Source organism: Pararhizobium sp. P1_E7 (genome assembly GCF_056405855.1).
Window position 1 is genome coordinate 1 of sequence record NZ_JBFUBH010000061.1, and the last position, 16,444, is coordinate 16,444.

Consider the following 16,444-nt stretch of genomic DNA (forward strand, 5'->3'; position numbering starts at 1 on the left):
ACCCTATGTTGACCCCAGCATTTCGGTACTTCTGCAATATCTCTTCACGGGAAAAATGCGGTGCGGAATCCAAGGAGAGATGGTCACCTTCTTCGAGCATGACGACGAACTTGCCTGCCTCGGCACACATGGATGCCGTCACCGCTCCGCCAGGGCCGGACCCGATCACTATAACGTCCGCAATGATCTTATCGTGACTGAGCCCGTTTCCCGGTGGGAAGCTGGTCATGTTGATAGTCCTTCCCATAAAGATCTGAATACAGGCCAAAGACAGCAAGAGAGCCATAGAACTCTACAAAGCGACGCCGGACTTCAATCCGGGACCGACGCCACCTGTCGAGTTCGGCCAAGCGGTCGCCAACCGATAATTGATGAAAGAACTTTCCCTTCCGCAGAAGGGGTGAAGCATTAAAAAAGAGAACAAGTATGTAAAATAAAGGACTAAGGTAATCAGGCATGCGTGCGTGGACGGACATTAAAAACTGGGCCACGTTTTTTCCCAAGGCACCGACGGCGTCCCCCTCAGGCAGCCTCTCCGATACCACCGTTTCCCCGAGCGCCAAAATAGCGCGTTCGAAATGCCGCAACATAACCTTTGACGCCCACCCTCCCGTTACATTGGGTGATGATTGAAACTATAATAATCTTCTAGCTAGAATTATTAGAAAAAGCTACTGAAAGATTAGCGAAACGCCGGGCGCACGCTATTCCTGGCCTGATCGGCGAGTTCACATGAGCCATGTTTTGCAGTCGAAATTCGTGCGCTACTTCCTCTTGGGGTCGATCGCCGCGGGCCTGCAGGTTGCGATGCTGATAGCACTCGTGGAGCTCGCAGGGCTCAACAAAATGCAGGGCTCCACGGTGGCATTCTACGGCGCGGTCATGGTCAACTATTTCCTTCAGCGGCGCTTCACTTTTCGTTCTGCCGACCCGCACTGGGTCGCGATGCCAAAGTTCGTGGGCGTGTCCACGCTCGGTGCGCTTATCAACATTCTGGCTTTCACCCTGCTGCTTGGGATAATGCACTACGTCGCCGCCCAGTGCCTGTCGCTGCTGCTCGTTTTCCTGTTCAACTTCAGCATGAGCAAGGCGCTTGTGTTCAAGACTCACCGGCGTGACCCTGCCAGTCAGGATTGACCGCCGCCCTCGCGCTGCATTGGGGTCTGACTGAACCCTCTTCAATGTCCTTGATATCGAAGCTGGCTCAAGCGTCGTGCGTTCCGTCGAGRGGCAAGGAATGTTTCTCGTTCTATATAGTTCGTTAGATAGCGCCGCCCGCCGATCCGTGTTAATACTTCAACCAGTAGTTGGCTGATTTGGAGTATAACAGTTGACTGTGATGCCAATGGCGGACAATCCAGAGTATACTATAAGTATTGATCGATCATTACTTTCGCTCGACCAATGCCTTGATCTCGACAATGCCGCCGCAAACCGGCTTTATTCAAAGCATTTGAACAAATACATGCTCCAGTTGTTCGATATCCTCGGTTTGAAGGATATGGATATCAAAGGTGCACAAGGCGTTGAAATCTGGCTGAACGACGGCCGCACGCTGCTCGATTTTTCCGCAGGTCTCGGCGTGCTCGGGCTGGGGCACAATCATCCGCGCATCATCGAGGCGGAGCGGAAATGCCACGAGCGCAAGATTATCGACTGCATCAAGGTCGCGCCGCATAAACTGCAGGGCGCGCTTGCCTACAATCTGTCACTGTTCCTTCCGGAGCCGCTGAGCGTCTCCTTCCTTGCTGTATCGGGCGCGGAAGCCAACGAGGCGGCGATGAAACTCGCCGAGCGTGTGCAGACGCCCAAGCGGAAGAACAAATTTCTTTGCATGCAGGGCGCGTTTCACGGAAAGACCCACGGGGCCCTATCCCTGACCACGGCGACGGATGTGCAATCCGGGTTCCTCCTGGGGGTGCCCAAGGAAAACGTCGTCTATGTCAAATATGGCGATATCGGCGCGCTGCGGGAAGCGATCAAGACGGAGACTGGTGATCGCGGCGACAATCCTATTATTGCCGCGATCGTCGAAACGATCCGGGGCACCTCATGCGAAATCCCCCCGGCTGGTTATTTGACTGAATTCGTTGAGCTTTGCCGGGCCAACGACATTCTCTCGATTTTTGATGAAGTAAAGGTCGGCATGGGCCGCAGCGGCAAGTTCTGCGCTTTCCAGCACGAGAATGTCGTTCCCGACATCGTAACCCTTGCAAAGACGTYGGGTGGCGGCAAGCGGGAAGTCGCGGCGATGGTGACCTCACAGGCCCTGTTTGACCGTGCCTACGGCAACAAAAAGGATTGCAATCTGCACAGTTCAAGCTTCAGCGGGCTTGGCGAAAGCTGTGCGGTGGCGATCGAGACTTTAAATATTCTGCAGGACGAAGGACTGATCGAGAACGCCGAGAGGATGGGCGACTATCTCTCAAAGGGGCTTCAGGGGCTGAAGGCGAAACATCCCAAGCAGATTCTCGATGTACGCGGGCGCGGCATGTTTCAAGCAATCCGCTTGAATTTCCGGCAGGATCTTGCCGAGAAACTGGTGGATATCGGCAAAAATCCGCTATTCCAGACCTATCAGACGGTGCTGATCGGCGCCCTCGTCCGCGAATTGTATGATGGCCACGATATTCTGGTACACTTCCAGCCGGGCGCACGAGACATCTTGCATTTCATGCCGCCCTTTGTCGTGAGGAAAGATCAGATCGACAGGCTTATCGCAGCTTTGGATGACATCCTTTCCCGCGGGTTAGGCGACGCAACTGTTCGTTTCGTTGCGAAGAATATCACGCGGGTCTTTCGCGACATCGTCTGAAGCTCATCGATATGGCCTAAGAGGACCTGGCAATGCAGTTTCCTATCCTCGATTCGGCAGACAACCACCGGCCATCGGTTATGGATCTGAGCGGCCGACTCTATTGGGCCGGCGGCACGCTGTTTGTGCTGTTGTCCATGCTCCTGTTCCTCATCAACACTCGCCACGGGATCGGAATATATCCCGACAGCTTACGCTACATGCAGATCAGCGAACGCCCTTATGATGCGCCGCTCTATCCGTGGATGCTGATGCTCGCTTCATTGAACGGGGTTGATATCACAGCCGGCGCAAAGGCAATCGGTCTGTTTTTCGTCTGTGCGAACACGGCTTTGATTTGGCATCTGCTGATGCGCGCCACGGGTCAACTTGTTTATGCGGCTGCTGGCACTGCACTCATCACGCTTTCCCCTCAGTTCGTGACGCTGCATTCGCTGGCGATGTCGGAACCTCCTTTCCTGTTTTTCCTTCTGGTGACCGTATCTGCCTTTCTCTCGTATCTCGAAACAGAAAACCGGACATGGTTGAAGGCAAGCGCCGTCGCGCTCGGTCTTGCGACACTTGCCCGCTTTACCGCGCCGCCGCTTGGCGCCGCGATTGCGGCATGTCTCCTTCTCAATCCCCGGCACACGCTGGCGCGCCGCGTCGGCGACGTTGTCCTGTTCACAGTGGCGAGTGCTTCGATCTTCCTATGCTGGGCTGTCATGAGCCAAATCATCAACGGGCGCTCCGTCGGGCGCGCGCTCTGGTTCTATGGCAATATGGGAGCCGACGAATGGATGACGAGCCTGACGGCGTTGACGGCCTGGCTGCTGCCAGATGACGTCCCCGTTGCAGCGCGTATCGTCCTGTTCGGCGCRTTCGTCATGGCGGTAACCAGCCTGACGTTCTTTCATGCCCGCAAAACACTGCGGCGGGCGCAGGAGGCCAAGGTGGTCGATGACCTGCTGCCCACCGTCTTTGGGCTGTTTTTCATCTTCTACATGGGTTTCGTCGTTCTTTCGACATCGCTCGAGGCGAATTTGGCCCTGAATGGCCGATACGCCTTTCCCGTCTATGTGACCACGGTCTTGATGACGACGATCATTCTCGCTGATCTCAGGGATGAAAAAAACCGGGGCGTGAAACTTCTCCATCACGGACTTGTGTGCCTCTGCGTCCTGGTCATCGGCAGCCATACGATCCGCACCGCCGTGCGGTCAGCCGAGGCCTTTCGTTCGGGGGTTGGCTACGCCAGCCGCGAATGGGTGAACTCCCCGACAATAAAAGTACTTCGCAGCCTGCCGGCGGATGCATCGATCTACAGCAACGGTGGCGATGTCGTCGCCTATATGCTGAGGCGGCCAGTCCATTTCGTTCCGGATCGTGTGAAGCTGCGAACCGGCCTTGACGATCCAGCCAATCCATTCGAGCAACAGATGGAGACGTTGCGAACGAAGCTGGCACAGGAAAATTCCTACGTTGCCTACTTCGATCGCATCGACTGGCGCTTCTATGCCGTCAGTGAAGCGGAATTGAAACAGCGTCTCTCACTCATCACCGTCGCAACCGAGGCGGACGGCCGCGTCTACGTGATGCCCAAAACACAGCAGCACGATTGAAGTGCTGCTCTGAGCAGCAAACTTTAGACGGCTCAACTTCTAACCACAGCAGGCGGCCGGTCAGGTCACCGGCGACCACATGCCGTTCGCAGAGTTTTTAACCACCCGCATCGTGTTCCCTGGTACACTGGAACAATTAGGCCCATCTAAAGTTCTCTGATTGGAAGGGAGGTTATGCGGAAAATCGACAGCAATATCGACATTGCACCAACCCGAAAAGAGCGCATCGGCTGAATGCTCGTGAGAGCGGAAAGGCCGGCGCATTGATCGTCCATGGAGAGCGAGATGAAGCATCGCGAATTCGATCAACTACAGCTACTTGCCAAGATCAATCAACACTATCCCCAACAGGTCATGCCGCGTGAGGCCCGCATCCAACGTTGGGTGGAGCTTCTTGAGGGGGAACCTGACCGACTCCTCTCGACACTGCGCGAAACCGAATATCAGCCGGCTGCAGTGCGTGCTGGTTTGCGCAGCGACAACTCGGCGATCACGGTCGCCTTCGACGATCCCGTTTTGCGGGCTGCGGGCTTGGAAAATGACACATACGGAGAGGCAAAGCGATTTTTCCAACTGTCTGACCGGCAGTTGCACAGAATTGTCTGCTTCTGCCATTTCGGCACAACGGTAAGTGCAGAAAGGACCGCCCACTATATTCGCGCGAAATATATCGACAAACCGAAGGGAGTTTTTGCCTTTCTGCGTGGGATGTTCGCTGGGTAATGCACCAAATGGCACTGCGAAAAACTACGCCGGTGCCTCGCGGCGAGGCACCGGTCAAGCCTGCCCGTTGGCCAAAAATCTGATGATTGTGACTGCGGGGTAGTTGCCGGTCCGGACCGTGTCTGGGCCATGGGCTTTGTCCACGGCCAGCTCCCAACAGGCAAAAAGCTGCTCGGTAGTTACCGCAGCAGCCGTCGCTCAAGGAAGGATTGCATGTCCCTTCGGCCGTCGGTGATGCAATAGACGATCACATCATGTCCCATGACGCGATAGATCATCCGCCATGGTTTTAGGTGCAGTTCCCGATATTCGGAAATCCCGAGCGCTACCAGTTCCTTCGGGACGTTTCCCCGTTCCGGAAAATCTTCCAGTCCGAGACATGCCCTTTCGATCTCGTCAAGAATCCGCTCTGCTATCTGGCCGCCGTCACGGTGAGCAATAAAGCGATAGAGATCCTCGATATCCTGCTCCACATCATCGGCGAAGAGCACACGATAGGGCATCAGTTCTCGGGCTTCGACATACGTTGACGGATACGGGCGAACGTTTCCGCGGCCGGGCGAACCTTTCCTTCCTCAACCTGCCGGTTGGTGAGCGCCAGCACCTTCAGAAGGGCCAGCGTTTCCTGAGTCTCTTCAAATTGCGTAACGTCCTGAAGCACCGCCTTCGCCTCGCCATGCAGTGTGATGACGACAGGCTGTCTGTTGTCCCCGAGCGTGCGAATGATCTCCGGCGCGTGCGCTTTGAGATAGCTGATTGGCTTGACCTGTTCCGACAGCTTCATCGATGCGGCTCTCCTTTTGACCAGAATATAGACTATTAAGTGGTCAATCGAAAGTTTATTCGACCAGGTTCGCGCCCCCGACAGTATGTTACTGACCGCCTCCCGCCAAGAAAGTCGCGATCTCTTGAGCGACCTCGCTGCCTGCCAATGGCTCTTGAGGATGCGCCGAGGCAACGCGCCTGAGTTCGGCCGGCAGGACCTCGCCACGCTTCTCCAGCAACCCGGCATAGAAAGCCGGCGTGAATTCCGGATGCGGCTGATAGGTCAGCACACTGTCGCCATAGCGCAGCATCGCATTGGCGCAAAACGGCGTTGAGCCGATCACCTCCGCCTCCGGCGGCAGATCCACCACCTGATCCTGATGCCAGGCAAGCAGCGTCTGTTGCCGCCCGAGGTCATGACGGTAGTATGCAACCGGACCGACCGACCAACCGCCGCAATATTTCTCAACCTTGCCGCCGAGCGCCTGGGCAATGATCTGATGACCGAAGCAAATACCGACCATTGGCAGGCCTCTCGCATAGATATCCCGGATCAACGCTTCAAGCGGCGCAATCCAGACATGCGGCTCATAGGCACCAAATTTCGAACCCGTAATCAGCCATGCATCCGCCGCAGCCGCATCCCTTGGGAAGACGCCGTCTACGACCGGATAGGTTTCAAACTCCGTGTCGCCGCCGGCGAGCAACTCGATGAAAAACTCGTCGTAATCGCCATGTTTTTCGATCAGGTCATCCGGTGCGTGCCCGGTCTGGAGAATGCCGATTTTCATCTTCTTCCAACTCGTCTTGTGCCCTTGGTCAGGGGTGGCAAGCGCGGCTTTGCGCACCTGCGCCCCGCCGATACGCCTATACCCGCCCGTCCAGCGTGGCAATCGGGCCGTAGAGTTCCGGACGGYGGTCGCGGAACACGCCCCACGAGCGGCGCTGTTGCTCGACCGCATCGAGATCGAATGTCGCGATGAGAACGCCTTCGCTCCGGCGATCGGCCTCCGCCACCTTCTGGCCGGTTTGGTCGGCGATGAAGGAGGAGCCGTAGAAGGTGATTTCCGTTTCGACCTTTCCGGGCTCGGTGCCGATCCGATTGGAAGCGACGAGCGGCATCATGTTGGCAGCAGCACTTCCCTGCATCGTCCTCTGCCAATGGCCGGAGGAATCCAGTTCCGGCGCAAGCGGCTCAGAGCCGATCGCCGTCGGGTAGAGGAGGACTTCTGCGCCAAGCAGGGCCATGGCGCGTGCGGATTCGGGAAACCACTGGTCCCAGCAAATCCCGACACCGATCGAGGCATAGCGGGTCTTCCAGACCTTGAAACCGGTATCTCCCGGCGAGAAGTAGAATTTCTCCGTATAGCCGGGACCATCCGGAATGTGGCTTTTGCGATAGACACCCAGAACGCTGCCGTCGGCATCGACGATTGCGATGCTGTTGAAATACGCCATCCCTTCCCGCTCGAAGAAGCTGATCGGCAGGACGACCTGAAGCTCGGCCGCAAGCCTCGCAAAATGCGCAATCAGCGGATTGTCTTGCGCGGGATGGGCAAGATCGAAGAACTCGGCGCGCTGATCCTGGCAGAAATAGGGAGTTTCGAACAGTTCCTGCAACAGGATGATCTCGGCACCGGCACTTGCCGCCTGCCTTACCAGCTTTTCTGCATTGGCGATGTTTGCCGCCCTGTCCCAGCTACAGGCCATCTGGGTCGCAGCGATAGTGACGTTACGCACCTCGTATCCTTTCTCCAATGTTGAAGTCACAGTCCGAGCCGGTCGCGCATTCCGTACCACCATGCACCGATCATGGTGAACGGCACGCGGAAGGTCTTGCCGCCCGGGAAGGGCAGATTCGGCAGCGAACTCCAGACATCGAAGCGCTCTGCATGACCTGCGACGGCCTCGCCGAGGATCTTGCCGAGAAGATGCGTGGTGGTGACGCCGTGGCCGCTGTCGCCATGCGAGAAATAGACGTTGCTGGAGAGCCTGCCCATATGCGGGATGCGGGTCAGCGTCAGCGCGAAGTTGCCGCTCCAGGCATAGTCGATCTTCGCCTTGGCCAGTTGCGGGAAGGTCTTCAGCATGTTCGGACGGATGACCGCCGTCAGGTCCTTGGGATCCTGGCCGCCATAGCCGATGCCACCGCCATAGAGCAGCCGGTTGTCGGCGGTGCGGCGGTAATAATCGAGAACATAGTTGGCATCCTCGACGCAGTAGTTGGCCGGCAGCAGGTCTTCGATCAGCCCGGCTTCAAGCGGCTCTGTCGCCAGCACCTGGCTGGAGACCGGCATCATCCGGCCGCCGATCTCCGGCAAGAGTTCGCCGAGATAGGCATTGCCGCAGACAAGCACATAGGTCGCCCGCACCGAACCTGTCCGGGTGCGCACCACCGGCGAAGGCCCGGTATCGACGCTGATCACCCGCGAACCTTCGAAAATCCGCCCGCCGAGACTTTCGACGGCGGCGGCCTCGCCAAGCACCAGGTTGAGCGGATGGATATGGCCGCCGAACCGGTCGATCATGCCGCCGGCATAACGGTCGCTGCGGACATATTTGCCCACGTCGGCCTTGGAGACCATCTCCAGCCCGGCATGGCCGCGCGCTTGCCAATGCGCACGGTGGTTCGCCATTGCGCGCACCTGCTTGTCGGTGAAAGCGGCGAAGAACCCGCCGTCGACCAGACCGCAGTCGATGGCATATTTCGCCACGCGCTGACGGATGATGTTGCCGCCTTCCAGCGACATGGCAGCCAGCTTTGCGGCCTTTTCCGGCCCGTAACGTCTGGCGATCGTTTCAAGGTCGCGGCTATAGCCGTTGACGATCTGGCCGCCGTTGCGCCCGGAAGCGCCGAAACCGATACGTTCGCCTTCGAGCACGACGACGGAGAAACCGCGCTCCGCCAGTTCCAGCGCTGCCGAGATGCCGCTGAAGCCTGCGCCGATGATGCAGACATCGGCTGCAGTTTCGCCCTGCAGGATGGGCCGCAGGCGCCTGTCGTTTGCCGAGACCGCGTACCAGGTCGGTGCATGGCCGGGATTGTCTCGTGTGGAAATGATGTTCATGTCAGACCGTCCTGATATAGGCGTCGTATTCGACGTCCGTCACCCTCAGCGAGAACTCCGAAAGCTCCTGCCGCTTGCAGGCCGCATAGAGCGACCGGTATCGCGGTCCGAGCGTCGCGTAAGCGAAACCGGACTGCGCAAAACTTTGCAACGCATAGTCCCAGTTGGTCGGCAGCGGCTGGTGGCTGATGGCATGGTCGTCGCCAGTGATCGCGCCACCCGGCCTGGTCTTTTCCTTCATGCCGGTCAGCGCCGCGTTCAGGATCATCGCCAGAACCAGATAGGGATTGGTATCTGAGCCGGCGACGCGATGCTCGATGCGGGTCGCCGGCTTGCTCGCCGTGATCACCCGCACGGCGGCGGAACGGTTGTCGAAGCCCCAGGACGCATAGGTCGGGGCGTGCTCGCTTGGCCTGAGCCGCCGGTAGGAATTGGCATGGGGGGCGAAGACCGCCATACTCTCACCCATGTTTTCCAGAAGCCCGCCGACCGAATGCATCAAGGTTGCGGCCGGGCCGTCTTCGCCGACGAAAATGTTGTTGCCGTTTTCGTCGAGGATCGAGAAATGCACATGCATGCCGGAACCGGCCTGCGTGCCATAGGGCTTGGCCATGAAGGTGGCATCGAGATCGTGCCTGCGGGCAACGCCCTTGACGATACGTTTCAACAACACGGCATAGTCGGCGGCTTTTAGCGCATCCGGCACATGGTTGAGGTTGATCTCGTACTGGCCAGGGCCATTTTCGCGCAATGTCGTATCGGCGGGCACGCCCTGGGCGCGGCAGGCGGTAGCAATTTCGTGGAAGACAGGCTCGAAATCCTGCAGTTCCGAAATCGACAGAACCTGTGTCTGTCCGGTGTGCCAGCGGCCCTCGCGCGTGTTGGGCGGCCGCACCGGATCGAGCGCCGAGCGAACCGGATCAATCAGATAAAATTCCAGCTCGGTGGCAACCACCGGCGTCAACTTCAGCTTGGCGAAGCGTTGCATGGTCTCCGCGAGCACCTGGCGCGGGTCGCCGCAAAAACCGGTACCATCCGCATTTTTCATGCCAAGAAGCACTTGCGCCGTTGGACGATTGAGCCAGGTCACGCGCGATAGCGTGCCGGGCACGGGAAAGCACAGGCCGTCCGGATCGCCGGTTCCCTCGGCCAATCCTGCCGCATTGACGTCACGCCCCCAGATGTCGAGCGCGTAGACGGAGCGCGGAATGGCCATGCCCTTCATCAGCACGTCGAGCGCCCGCTCGCGCGGGATCCACTTGCCGCGCGGCACGCCGTTGACGTCGATGACGAACGCCTCCAGCACCTCGATGTCGGGGTTCTGCCTTATAAATTCAGACGCTTCATGTTCATCTATCATGATCCACCAATGTTATTCCGCTGCCCGCCCGTCTGGGCCAGTTGAGCGGTTCGTTGCAGTATGACAGCGCTACGGTCATTTCCTGACCCGCAAGGGACGCTGCAAACCTTGAAATTGCGCATGATCTCTTCTTCAAACCGGTTCCGATCCGAAGGTCATGCGCTAGCTGCGGGCGCCGTATCCAATGACGCCTTTGACTTCCAGAAAATCGTCGAGGCCGAACTCGGCATATTCGCGCCCATTGCCGGACTGCTTGAAGCCGCCGAACGGTGCGCCGGTATCCCAAGCGGGATAGTTGATGTGCACATTGCCGGCTCTCAGCCGCCGGGCGACACGGCGGGCGCGATCGAGATTGCCGGACTGCACATAGGCCGCAAGCCCGTAAGGCGTGTCGTTGGCGATCTCAACGGCCTGCTCTTCTCCCTCATAGGCGGTAATGCTAAGCACCGGTCCGAAGACCTCCTCACGCGCGATGCGCATGTCGGGGGTCACGTTGGCAAAGACGGTCGGCCGCACGAAGTAGCCGCGGTTCAACCCGTCCGGCCGTCCGGTGCCGCCGGCAACCAGCGTGGCACCTTCGTTTATACCGACCTCGATCAGATCCTGAATTCTGGCGAACTGAACGTCGCTGACGACCGGCCCCAGATCGATGCCCGGCTGGTCGGCAGGCCCGACTTTCAGCTCGGCAGCGGCAGCCCTTGCGATTTCGATCGCCTCCGCCATCCGCATTGCCGGGACCAGCATTCGCGTCGGCGCGTTGCAGGACTGGCCAGTGTTTTCAAAGCAGTCCAGCACGCCCTGCCTTACGGCGGGAGCGAAATCGGCGTCGTCGAGGACGATGTTGGCGGATTTGCCGCCAAGCTCCTGGTGAACCCGCTTGACAGTGTCAGCGGCAGCTTTTGCAACCAGGACGCCGGCGCGGGTCGAACCGGTGATCGATACCATATCGACATCCGGATGGCGGGCAAGCGCCTCGCCGACGGCCGGGCCGTCGCCGTTGACGAGATTGAACACACCGGCCGGAACGCCTGCCTCGTGCATCACTTCGGCGAAGACCATTGCGCTCACCGGTGCAACCTCACTCGGCTTCAGCACCATGGTGCAGCCAGCCGCGATCGCCGGCGCGACCTTGCAGGTGATCTGATTGAGCGGCCAGTTCCAGGGCGTAATCATCGCCACGACGCCAACCGCCTCCTTGGAGATCAAGGTCGATCCCTTCATGCGCTCGAATTCGTAACGCTCAAGCGTCTCGATCATCGTCCGCAGATGCGCGCTGCCGCTGCCAACCTGGTTGTTGAGCGCCATCCGGCGCGGTGCGCCCATCTCGCGCGACACCGCGTCTGCGATATCGGCGGCTCGCCGCTCATAGGCCGCTAATACCCGGCGCAGAATAGCCAGCCGCTCTTCACGGCTGGTCATCGAAAAGGTCGTAAACGCACCGCGGGCGGCCGCAACGGCTCGATCGACGTCCGACGCGTTGCCGAGACTGATCGTCGCGAAAGCCTCCTCGTAGGAGGGATCGATGACCTCCAGTGTCACGGGATCGGCAGGGTCGACCCACGCTCCGTCGATGTAGAATTTCGGGTAGTTGAGCATCTTGTTATCTGCCTTTTGAAAAAGCGCTTTCACGCCTCGTAGGTCACGCGTCCGTCGCAAATGGTTGCAACGGGACGCATTGCGGCGAGTGCCTCACTGGGCGCGGCTTCAACATCGCCATCGAGGATCACGATATCGGCCAGATAGCCGGGCTTCAGCATTCCCTTGCGATCTTCCATGAACTCGACCCAGGCTCCGGCACGTGTATAGGCTGCCAAAGTTTCCGTGAGCGTGAGGCGCTGGTCCGGCAAGCCGTCTTTCCACGGCTTCCGCGTCATGGCATCGTGGATACAGCTCATCGGCGCCAAGGGCGAAACCGGCCAATCGGTGGAAAAGACGATTTCCGCACCCGCATCCGTCAGCGTCCGCCACGCGAAGGCGTAGGGCCAGCGGGCCTCGCCGATGCGGGTCAGATAGGGTTCGAGCGGCAGGCCTGCCGAACCGGGCGGATGGGTCGGCTGCATCGAGGCGACCGTACCGAGCGCGGCAAAGCGGTGAATGTCATCGGGGTGGACCACCTCGATATGCTCGATCCGGTGGCGGCTGTCGCGCCGGCCGTTCGCCTTGGCCGCCGCCTCATAGCCGTCGAGCACAAGCCGCACGGCGCCATCCCCGATCGCATGAACGGCAATCTGAAAGCCAAGCCGGTCGGCCTCCGTGGCAACGCTGGCGAAATGCTCGGACGAAAACAAGGGCTCGCCGCGCCAACCGGGCTCGTCGGCATAGTCCTCAACGAAGACGGCCGTGCCTGACTCTGTGACCCCATCGGCAAAGAACTTGACGAAGTCCGATTTCAGCCGGTCGCCGCCGAAGCGTTCGCGCCAGGCAGCAGCGCGCTCCGTCAGGACGGCGAGTTCCATGAAGTTCTTCATATGAAACGGAATGYGGGCGCGCACCGGAAGCCCCTCCTCCCGCTCGATTTCCTCCAGGAGTTCGAGCTGGTAGAGATTGCCGTCCATGTTCTGGATCGTGGTAATGCCGAGCGAGGCGCAGTAGTGAAGACCGCGGCGGACGGCGGCAAGATCCCTGGCGCGCTGCAATGCGGTTACGTGCGGCGGCTCGCCACCGGTACTTATTCCGAAGCGTTCCCGTCCATAGGTCTGATCAAGTGCCGCGACGGGTGCGATAGCATCGTTTTCCTTAAGCTCACCGGTCGCCAGACCGTCCTTGCCCATGACGATCTCGTTGCCGACGCCAACATTCCTGCCTTCGAGAATGCCAGCAGCCTTCAGTGCCGCAGTATTGGCCCAGGCAGTATGATGATCGGGCGCGAACATCAGCAACGGCCGGTCCGGAAGGATGCGGTCGAGATGATGGCGCGTGACCGGCTCTTCTTCCGAGAGGATCGTATAGTCGGCATACTGGCCGACAATCAGCGTCAAGTCAGGATTTACGGCGGCATAGGCGCGAACCGCTTTTTCCAGAGCCGCGAAACCGTGTACGCCGAACAACGAGAGTTGCGCCAGGCCAATGGATCCGCCGAAGATGTGCATGTGCGCTTCATTGAAACCGGGCAAAACCGTGCCGCCCCGGGCATCGAGGACGCGCGTCGACGGGCCGGCTAACGCCATGACGTCCACCTCGCTGCCGACACCAAGGATGCGGTTGCCGCCGACCGCCAATGCGTCGGCGCGCGGCGCATCTCCGTCCATCGTCAGGATGCGAGCGTTGCGGATGATAATGTCTGCGGTTTGCGGCATGTGGTGAACCTCGTCGGATCGGTTAAGACATGGGGGCAACCGGCCCCCCGAGCCGGCTGCAGCTTTGTTTCAGATAATCAGCCGCTATTTGCGCAGGTTGGTCCAGATCTTGTTGTAGATTTCGACAACGTCGGCCGAGCAAGGCTTCACATATTCAGGAACCACGCCATCGGGCCGTTTGATTTCTGGAGCGCCCGCAAACTCGGCCGGCATGAATTTATCCGAACCGGCAACACCATTGTCGTATTTGTTGTAGTCGGAATTCATCCCGGCATTTTCCGGGTCCATGAGGAAGTTCTGGAAGAGTTTGGCATTTTCCAGGTTCGGCGCCCCTTTCAAGACGACGGCGTTGTCCATGAAGCCCTCGATGCCTTCCTTCGGATAGGAGAATTTCATCGTCGGGCGCTCCAATCGCGCGCGATAAGCGTTGCCATTCCACATCATCGAGGCATCGACGTCATGAGAGGTCAGGAGCGTCTGACCGTCATAGCTGAAGGTGCGCCAGTGGGGCTTTGCCTTGTTCAGCAGGTCACTAATCTGCTTCAACTGCGTCTTGTCGCCCGTGCACCGCGGGAATCCAAGATAACGCTCGGCGGCATGCATCACCGAATTCATGTCATCGAGCATGTTGATGCGCCCGTCGAGTTCCTTCGGAGGATCGAAGAGGATCGCATAGGTATCGATGTCGCCCTTGTAGATCGCCGCATCGACTGCGAACGAGGTCAGCCCGTGCATCCACGGAACCGAATAGTGGCGCCCATCATCCCAATAAACACTCACCATATCGGGCCGCAGGTTTTTGAAGTTTTCCATCGAGGCGGGCTCGGTCTTTTCGAGCATATCCTCCTTCACCATGATCTCCACCGTGTAGTCGCTCGGCATGGCGACGTCGTAGCCAGAACTGCCGGCGCGCACCTTCGACAGCATGGTCTCGTTGGAGTCGTAAGAGTCGATCGTCACCTTGACATCGTATTGCTTGGAGAACTTCTCGATCATCTGGGGGCTGGCATAGTCACCCCAATTGAAGATGTGCAACTCGCCGGCGGCGAAGCAGGTGGAAGCCGACAGGACGACGGCGGCGGCGGTGAGGGTCGAAAGTCTGCGCATTTCAAGGACCTTTCCGTTGACGGACGATAGAGGATCAGTTGCGGCGGCGAAGGGAGAGCACGAAGGAGAACACGATGAAGGCGAGCGAAATCAGCAGCAGCAGCGTGCACATCGCGTTGAGTTCCGGCGTAAGCGTCCGGCGAATGCGCCCCCAGATGTAAAGTGGCAGTGTCGTCTCCCCCGGCCCGGCGATGAGCTGGGTAATGGTGAAATCGTCGAAGGAAACGATGAAGGCGAGTGCCGCGCCCGAGGAAATGCCGGGCACCAGCAGCGGCAGCGTCACATGGCGGAAGGTCTGCCACTGCGTGGCGTAAAGGTCGGCCGCCGCATTATCCAGCGTGATGTCCATACCCTCGAGCCGGGCACGGATCGGCAGATAGGCGAAGGGGATGCAAAACGCCGCATGGGCGAGAATGAGCTTCCAGACGCCGAATTCGACACCACTGATGCTCGACAGAAAGGCGAAGAACGACAGCAGCGACACCCCGGTAACGATCTCGGGCACGACAAGCGGTGACGTGATGGCGAGGTAGGCGGAGGCTTGACCGCGCCAGGGGCGGCCGCGTGTCATCCCGAGAGCTGCCGCCGTGGCGAGCACCGTGGAAATCAACATGGCACTGACGGCGACCACCAGCGACAGAATGGTCGCATCGTAGAATTCGCCGTTGGCAAGCACGACATTGTACCAGTTTCCGGTGAAACCCTGCCACCTTGCGCCGACATTGCTGGCAGAGTTGAAGGAATAGGCAACGATCACCAGGAGCGGCAGGTAGAGCACGGCGATACAAGTGCAGGCGATGAAGCCAAAGCCGGTCTGTTTCTTGACATCCAGCGAGCGGATTGAGACGACGTCAGCCATGGCTCACTTCTCCCGAGGTTTTGCGAAGCTGGAAGAAGAGGGCGACCATCACGAATGCCATCAGGATCATCGAGAAGGCAGAGCCGAGCGGCCAGTTCCGCGACGAGCCGAATTGCAGGGCGATAAGGTCGCCGATCATCAAGTGGCKGCCACCACCCATCAGAAGCGGCGTCACATAGGCTCCGAAGGAAGGGATGAAGACCAACACGCAGCCAGTCATGATGCCCGGCCATGCAAGCGGGATAATAATGCCGGTCAAAACCTTGAAGCGGCTTGCGTAGAGATCGTAACCGGCCTCGACCAGCCGGAAATCCAGCTTCTCCAGCGATGCGTAAATCGGCAGGATCATGAAGGGCAGGAAGCTGTAGAAGAGACCGAGCAGAATGGCGAAATCGGTGAAGATCATCGTCACCGGCCGATCGACGAAGCCCAGTGACAGCAAAATCGTATTGATCAGCCCTTCGTCGCGGATGATGAACATGATGGCGATCGTGCGCACCAAAAGATTGGACCAGAATGGCACCGTCACCAACAGCACCCACCAGTTGCGCGTCTCCGGCGGCCGTGTCGCCATGTAGTAGGCGGTCGGAAAGCCGATCAGCAGGCATATCACCGTGGTAACGAGGCCGAATAGCAGAGTGCGTGCGTAAATCAGCAGATACTCCGGCGAGAAAACGAGGGTTTCGTCGAAAATATCCTTCTGAAACAGGAAGTTCACATAGGCATCGGTGGAGAATTGCCATTGCACGCCGCCGTAGTTGGCCGGCACGGTAAAGGAATAGGCAAGCACAATCAGCAGCGGCAGGACGGCGAAAGCCAGGATGAACAGGATAGCCGGCAGGGTCAGCAG

The 16,444-nt window shown here is 58.9% G+C and carries 16 protein-coding genes; 4 read left to right on the top strand and 12 right to left on the bottom strand.

Translation table 11 applies throughout. From position 1 onward, the window contains the following. A partial coding sequence (locus AC1D17_RS24405; RefSeq protein ID WP_477567873.1) for an NAD(P)-binding protein occupies positions 1-229 on the bottom strand: 229 nt, incomplete at its 3' end. A gap of 503 nt (positions 230-732) precedes the next feature. Here AC1D17_RS24405 and AC1D17_RS24410 point away from each other — a divergent pair. From AC1D17_RS24410 to AC1D17_RS24425, 4 genes are all read left to right on the top strand, one after another. After that, positions 733-1,137 (top strand): GtrA family protein, encoded by a 405-nt coding sequence (locus AC1D17_RS24410; RefSeq protein WP_477567874.1) that lies wholly within the window; start codon positions 733-735, stop codon positions 1,135-1,137. A 364-nt stretch (positions 1,138-1,501) separates the two neighbouring features. After that, positions 1,502-2,815: an aspartate aminotransferase family protein gene (locus tag AC1D17_RS24415; protein WP_477567888.1), complete on the top strand. Its 1,314-nt coding sequence runs from the start codon at positions 1,502-1,504 to the stop codon at positions 2,813-2,815. Positions 2,816-2,847: 32 nt separating this feature from the next. Then, a complete protein-coding gene (locus AC1D17_RS24420) occupies positions 2,848-4,416 on the top strand; it encodes an ArnT family glycosyltransferase (RefSeq protein WP_477567875.1) in 1,569 nt (522 codons plus the stop codon). Positions 4,417-4,701: 285 nt separating this feature from the next. Beyond that, positions 4,702-5,139, top strand: a complete 438-nt coding sequence (locus AC1D17_RS24425) for a hypothetical protein (protein WP_477567876.1) — start codon at positions 4,702-4,704, stop codon at positions 5,137-5,139. 179 nt (positions 5,140-5,318) lie between these two features. Here AC1D17_RS24425 and AC1D17_RS24430 read toward each other — a convergent pair whose 3' ends face one another. The 11 genes from AC1D17_RS24430 to AC1D17_RS24480 form a co-directional block, all read right to left on the bottom strand. Next, positions 5,319-5,642 carry a type II toxin-antitoxin system RelE/ParE family toxin gene (locus AC1D17_RS24430; protein WP_477567877.1) on the bottom strand — a complete coding sequence of 108 codons (324 nt, stop codon included), beginning with the start codon at positions 5,640-5,642 and terminating at the stop codon, positions 5,319-5,321. Beyond that, positions 5,642-5,923 carry a type II toxin-antitoxin system Phd/YefM family antitoxin gene (locus tag AC1D17_RS24435; protein WP_477567878.1) on the bottom strand — a complete coding sequence of 94 codons (282 nt, stop codon included), beginning with the start codon at positions 5,921-5,923 and terminating at the stop codon, positions 5,642-5,644. The genes AC1D17_RS24430 and AC1D17_RS24435 overlap by 1 nt, the downstream gene beginning before the upstream one ends. 88 nt (positions 5,924-6,011) lie before the next feature. After that, positions 6,012-6,695 (bottom strand): type 1 glutamine amidotransferase, encoded by a 684-nt coding sequence (locus AC1D17_RS24440; RefSeq protein ID WP_477567879.1) that lies wholly within the window; start codon positions 6,693-6,695, stop codon positions 6,012-6,014. Positions 6,696-6,771: 76 nt separating this feature from the next. Continuing rightward, a complete protein-coding gene (gene aguB / locus AC1D17_RS24445; protein WP_477567880.1) occupies positions 6,772-7,644 on the bottom strand; it encodes an N-carbamoylputrescine amidase in 873 nt (290 codons plus the stop codon). 26 nt (positions 7,645-7,670) lie between these two features. Beyond that, positions 7,671-8,972, bottom strand: a complete 1,302-nt coding sequence (locus tag AC1D17_RS24450) for an NAD(P)/FAD-dependent oxidoreductase (RefSeq protein WP_477567881.1) — start codon at positions 8,970-8,972, stop codon at positions 7,671-7,673. Position 8,973: 1 nt separating this feature from the next. Then, positions 8,974-10,332: a glutamine synthetase family protein gene (locus tag AC1D17_RS24455; RefSeq protein ID WP_477567882.1), complete on the bottom strand. Its 1,359-nt coding sequence runs from the start codon at positions 10,330-10,332 to the stop codon at positions 8,974-8,976. Positions 10,333-10,494: 162 nt separating this feature from the next. Then, positions 10,495-11,928, bottom strand: coding sequence for an aldehyde dehydrogenase family protein (locus AC1D17_RS24460; protein WP_477567883.1), 1,434 nt, complete (start codon positions 11,926-11,928; stop codon positions 10,495-10,497). Positions 11,929-11,957: 29 nt separating this feature from the next. After that, positions 11,958-13,628, bottom strand: coding sequence for an amidohydrolase (locus AC1D17_RS24465; RefSeq protein ID WP_477567884.1), 1,671 nt, complete (start codon positions 13,626-13,628; stop codon positions 11,958-11,960). An 84-nt stretch (positions 13,629-13,712) separates the two neighbouring features. Continuing rightward, complete coding sequence (locus AC1D17_RS24470) at positions 13,713-14,735, bottom strand: extracellular solute-binding protein (protein WP_477567885.1); 1,023 nt, start codon at positions 14,733-14,735, stop codon at positions 13,713-13,715. A 34-nt stretch (positions 14,736-14,769) separates the two neighbouring features. Then, the gene (locus tag AC1D17_RS24475; protein WP_477567886.1) at positions 14,770-15,594 is read right to left on the bottom strand and encodes an ABC transporter permease; all 825 of its coding nucleotides are present in this window, start codon (positions 15,592-15,594) and stop codon (positions 14,770-14,772) included. Further along, on the bottom strand, positions 15,587-16,444 hold an 858-nt coding region (locus AC1D17_RS24480), incomplete at its 5' end, for an ABC transporter permease (protein ID WP_477567887.1). The genes AC1D17_RS24480 and AC1D17_RS24475, both read right to left, overlap by 8 nt.

Bases quoted from the DNA above. Each gene is read 5' to 3' on its own strand.
- AC1D17_RS24410 (WP_477567874.1), top strand. From the start codon at position 733: ATGAGCCATGTTTTGCAGTCGAAATTCGTGCGCTACTTCCTCTTGGGG.
- AC1D17_RS24425 (WP_477567876.1), top strand. From the start codon at position 4,702: ATGAAGCATCGCGAATTCGATCAACTACAGCTACTTGCCAAGATCAAT.
- AC1D17_RS24430 (WP_477567877.1), bottom strand. From the start codon at position 5,642: ATGCCCTATCGTGTGCTCTTCGCCGATGATGTGGAGCAGGATATCGAG.
- AC1D17_RS24435 (WP_477567878.1), bottom strand. From the start codon at position 5,923: ATGAAGCTGTCGGAACAGGTCAAGCCAATCAGCTATCTCAAAGCGCAC.
- AC1D17_RS24440 (WP_477567879.1), bottom strand. From the start codon at position 6,695: ATGAAAATCGGCATTCTCCAGACCGGGCACGCACCGGATGACCTGATC.
- AC1D17_RS24450 (WP_477567881.1), bottom strand. From the start codon at position 8,972: ATGAACATCATTTCCACACGAGACAATCCCGGCCATGCACCGACCTGG.
- AC1D17_RS24455 (WP_477567882.1), bottom strand. From the start codon at position 10,332: ATGATAGATGAACATGAAGCGTCTGAATTTATAAGGCAGAACCCCGAC.
- AC1D17_RS24460 (WP_477567883.1), bottom strand. From the start codon at position 11,928: ATGCTCAACTACCCGAAATTCTACATCGACGGAGCGTGGGTCGACCCT.
- AC1D17_RS24470 (WP_477567885.1), bottom strand. From the start codon at position 14,735: ATGCGCAGACTTTCGACCCTCACCGCCGCCGCCGTCGTCCTGTCGGCT.
- AC1D17_RS24475 (WP_477567886.1), bottom strand. From the start codon at position 15,594: ATGGCTGACGTCGTCTCAATCCGCTCGCTGGATGTCAAGAAACAGACC.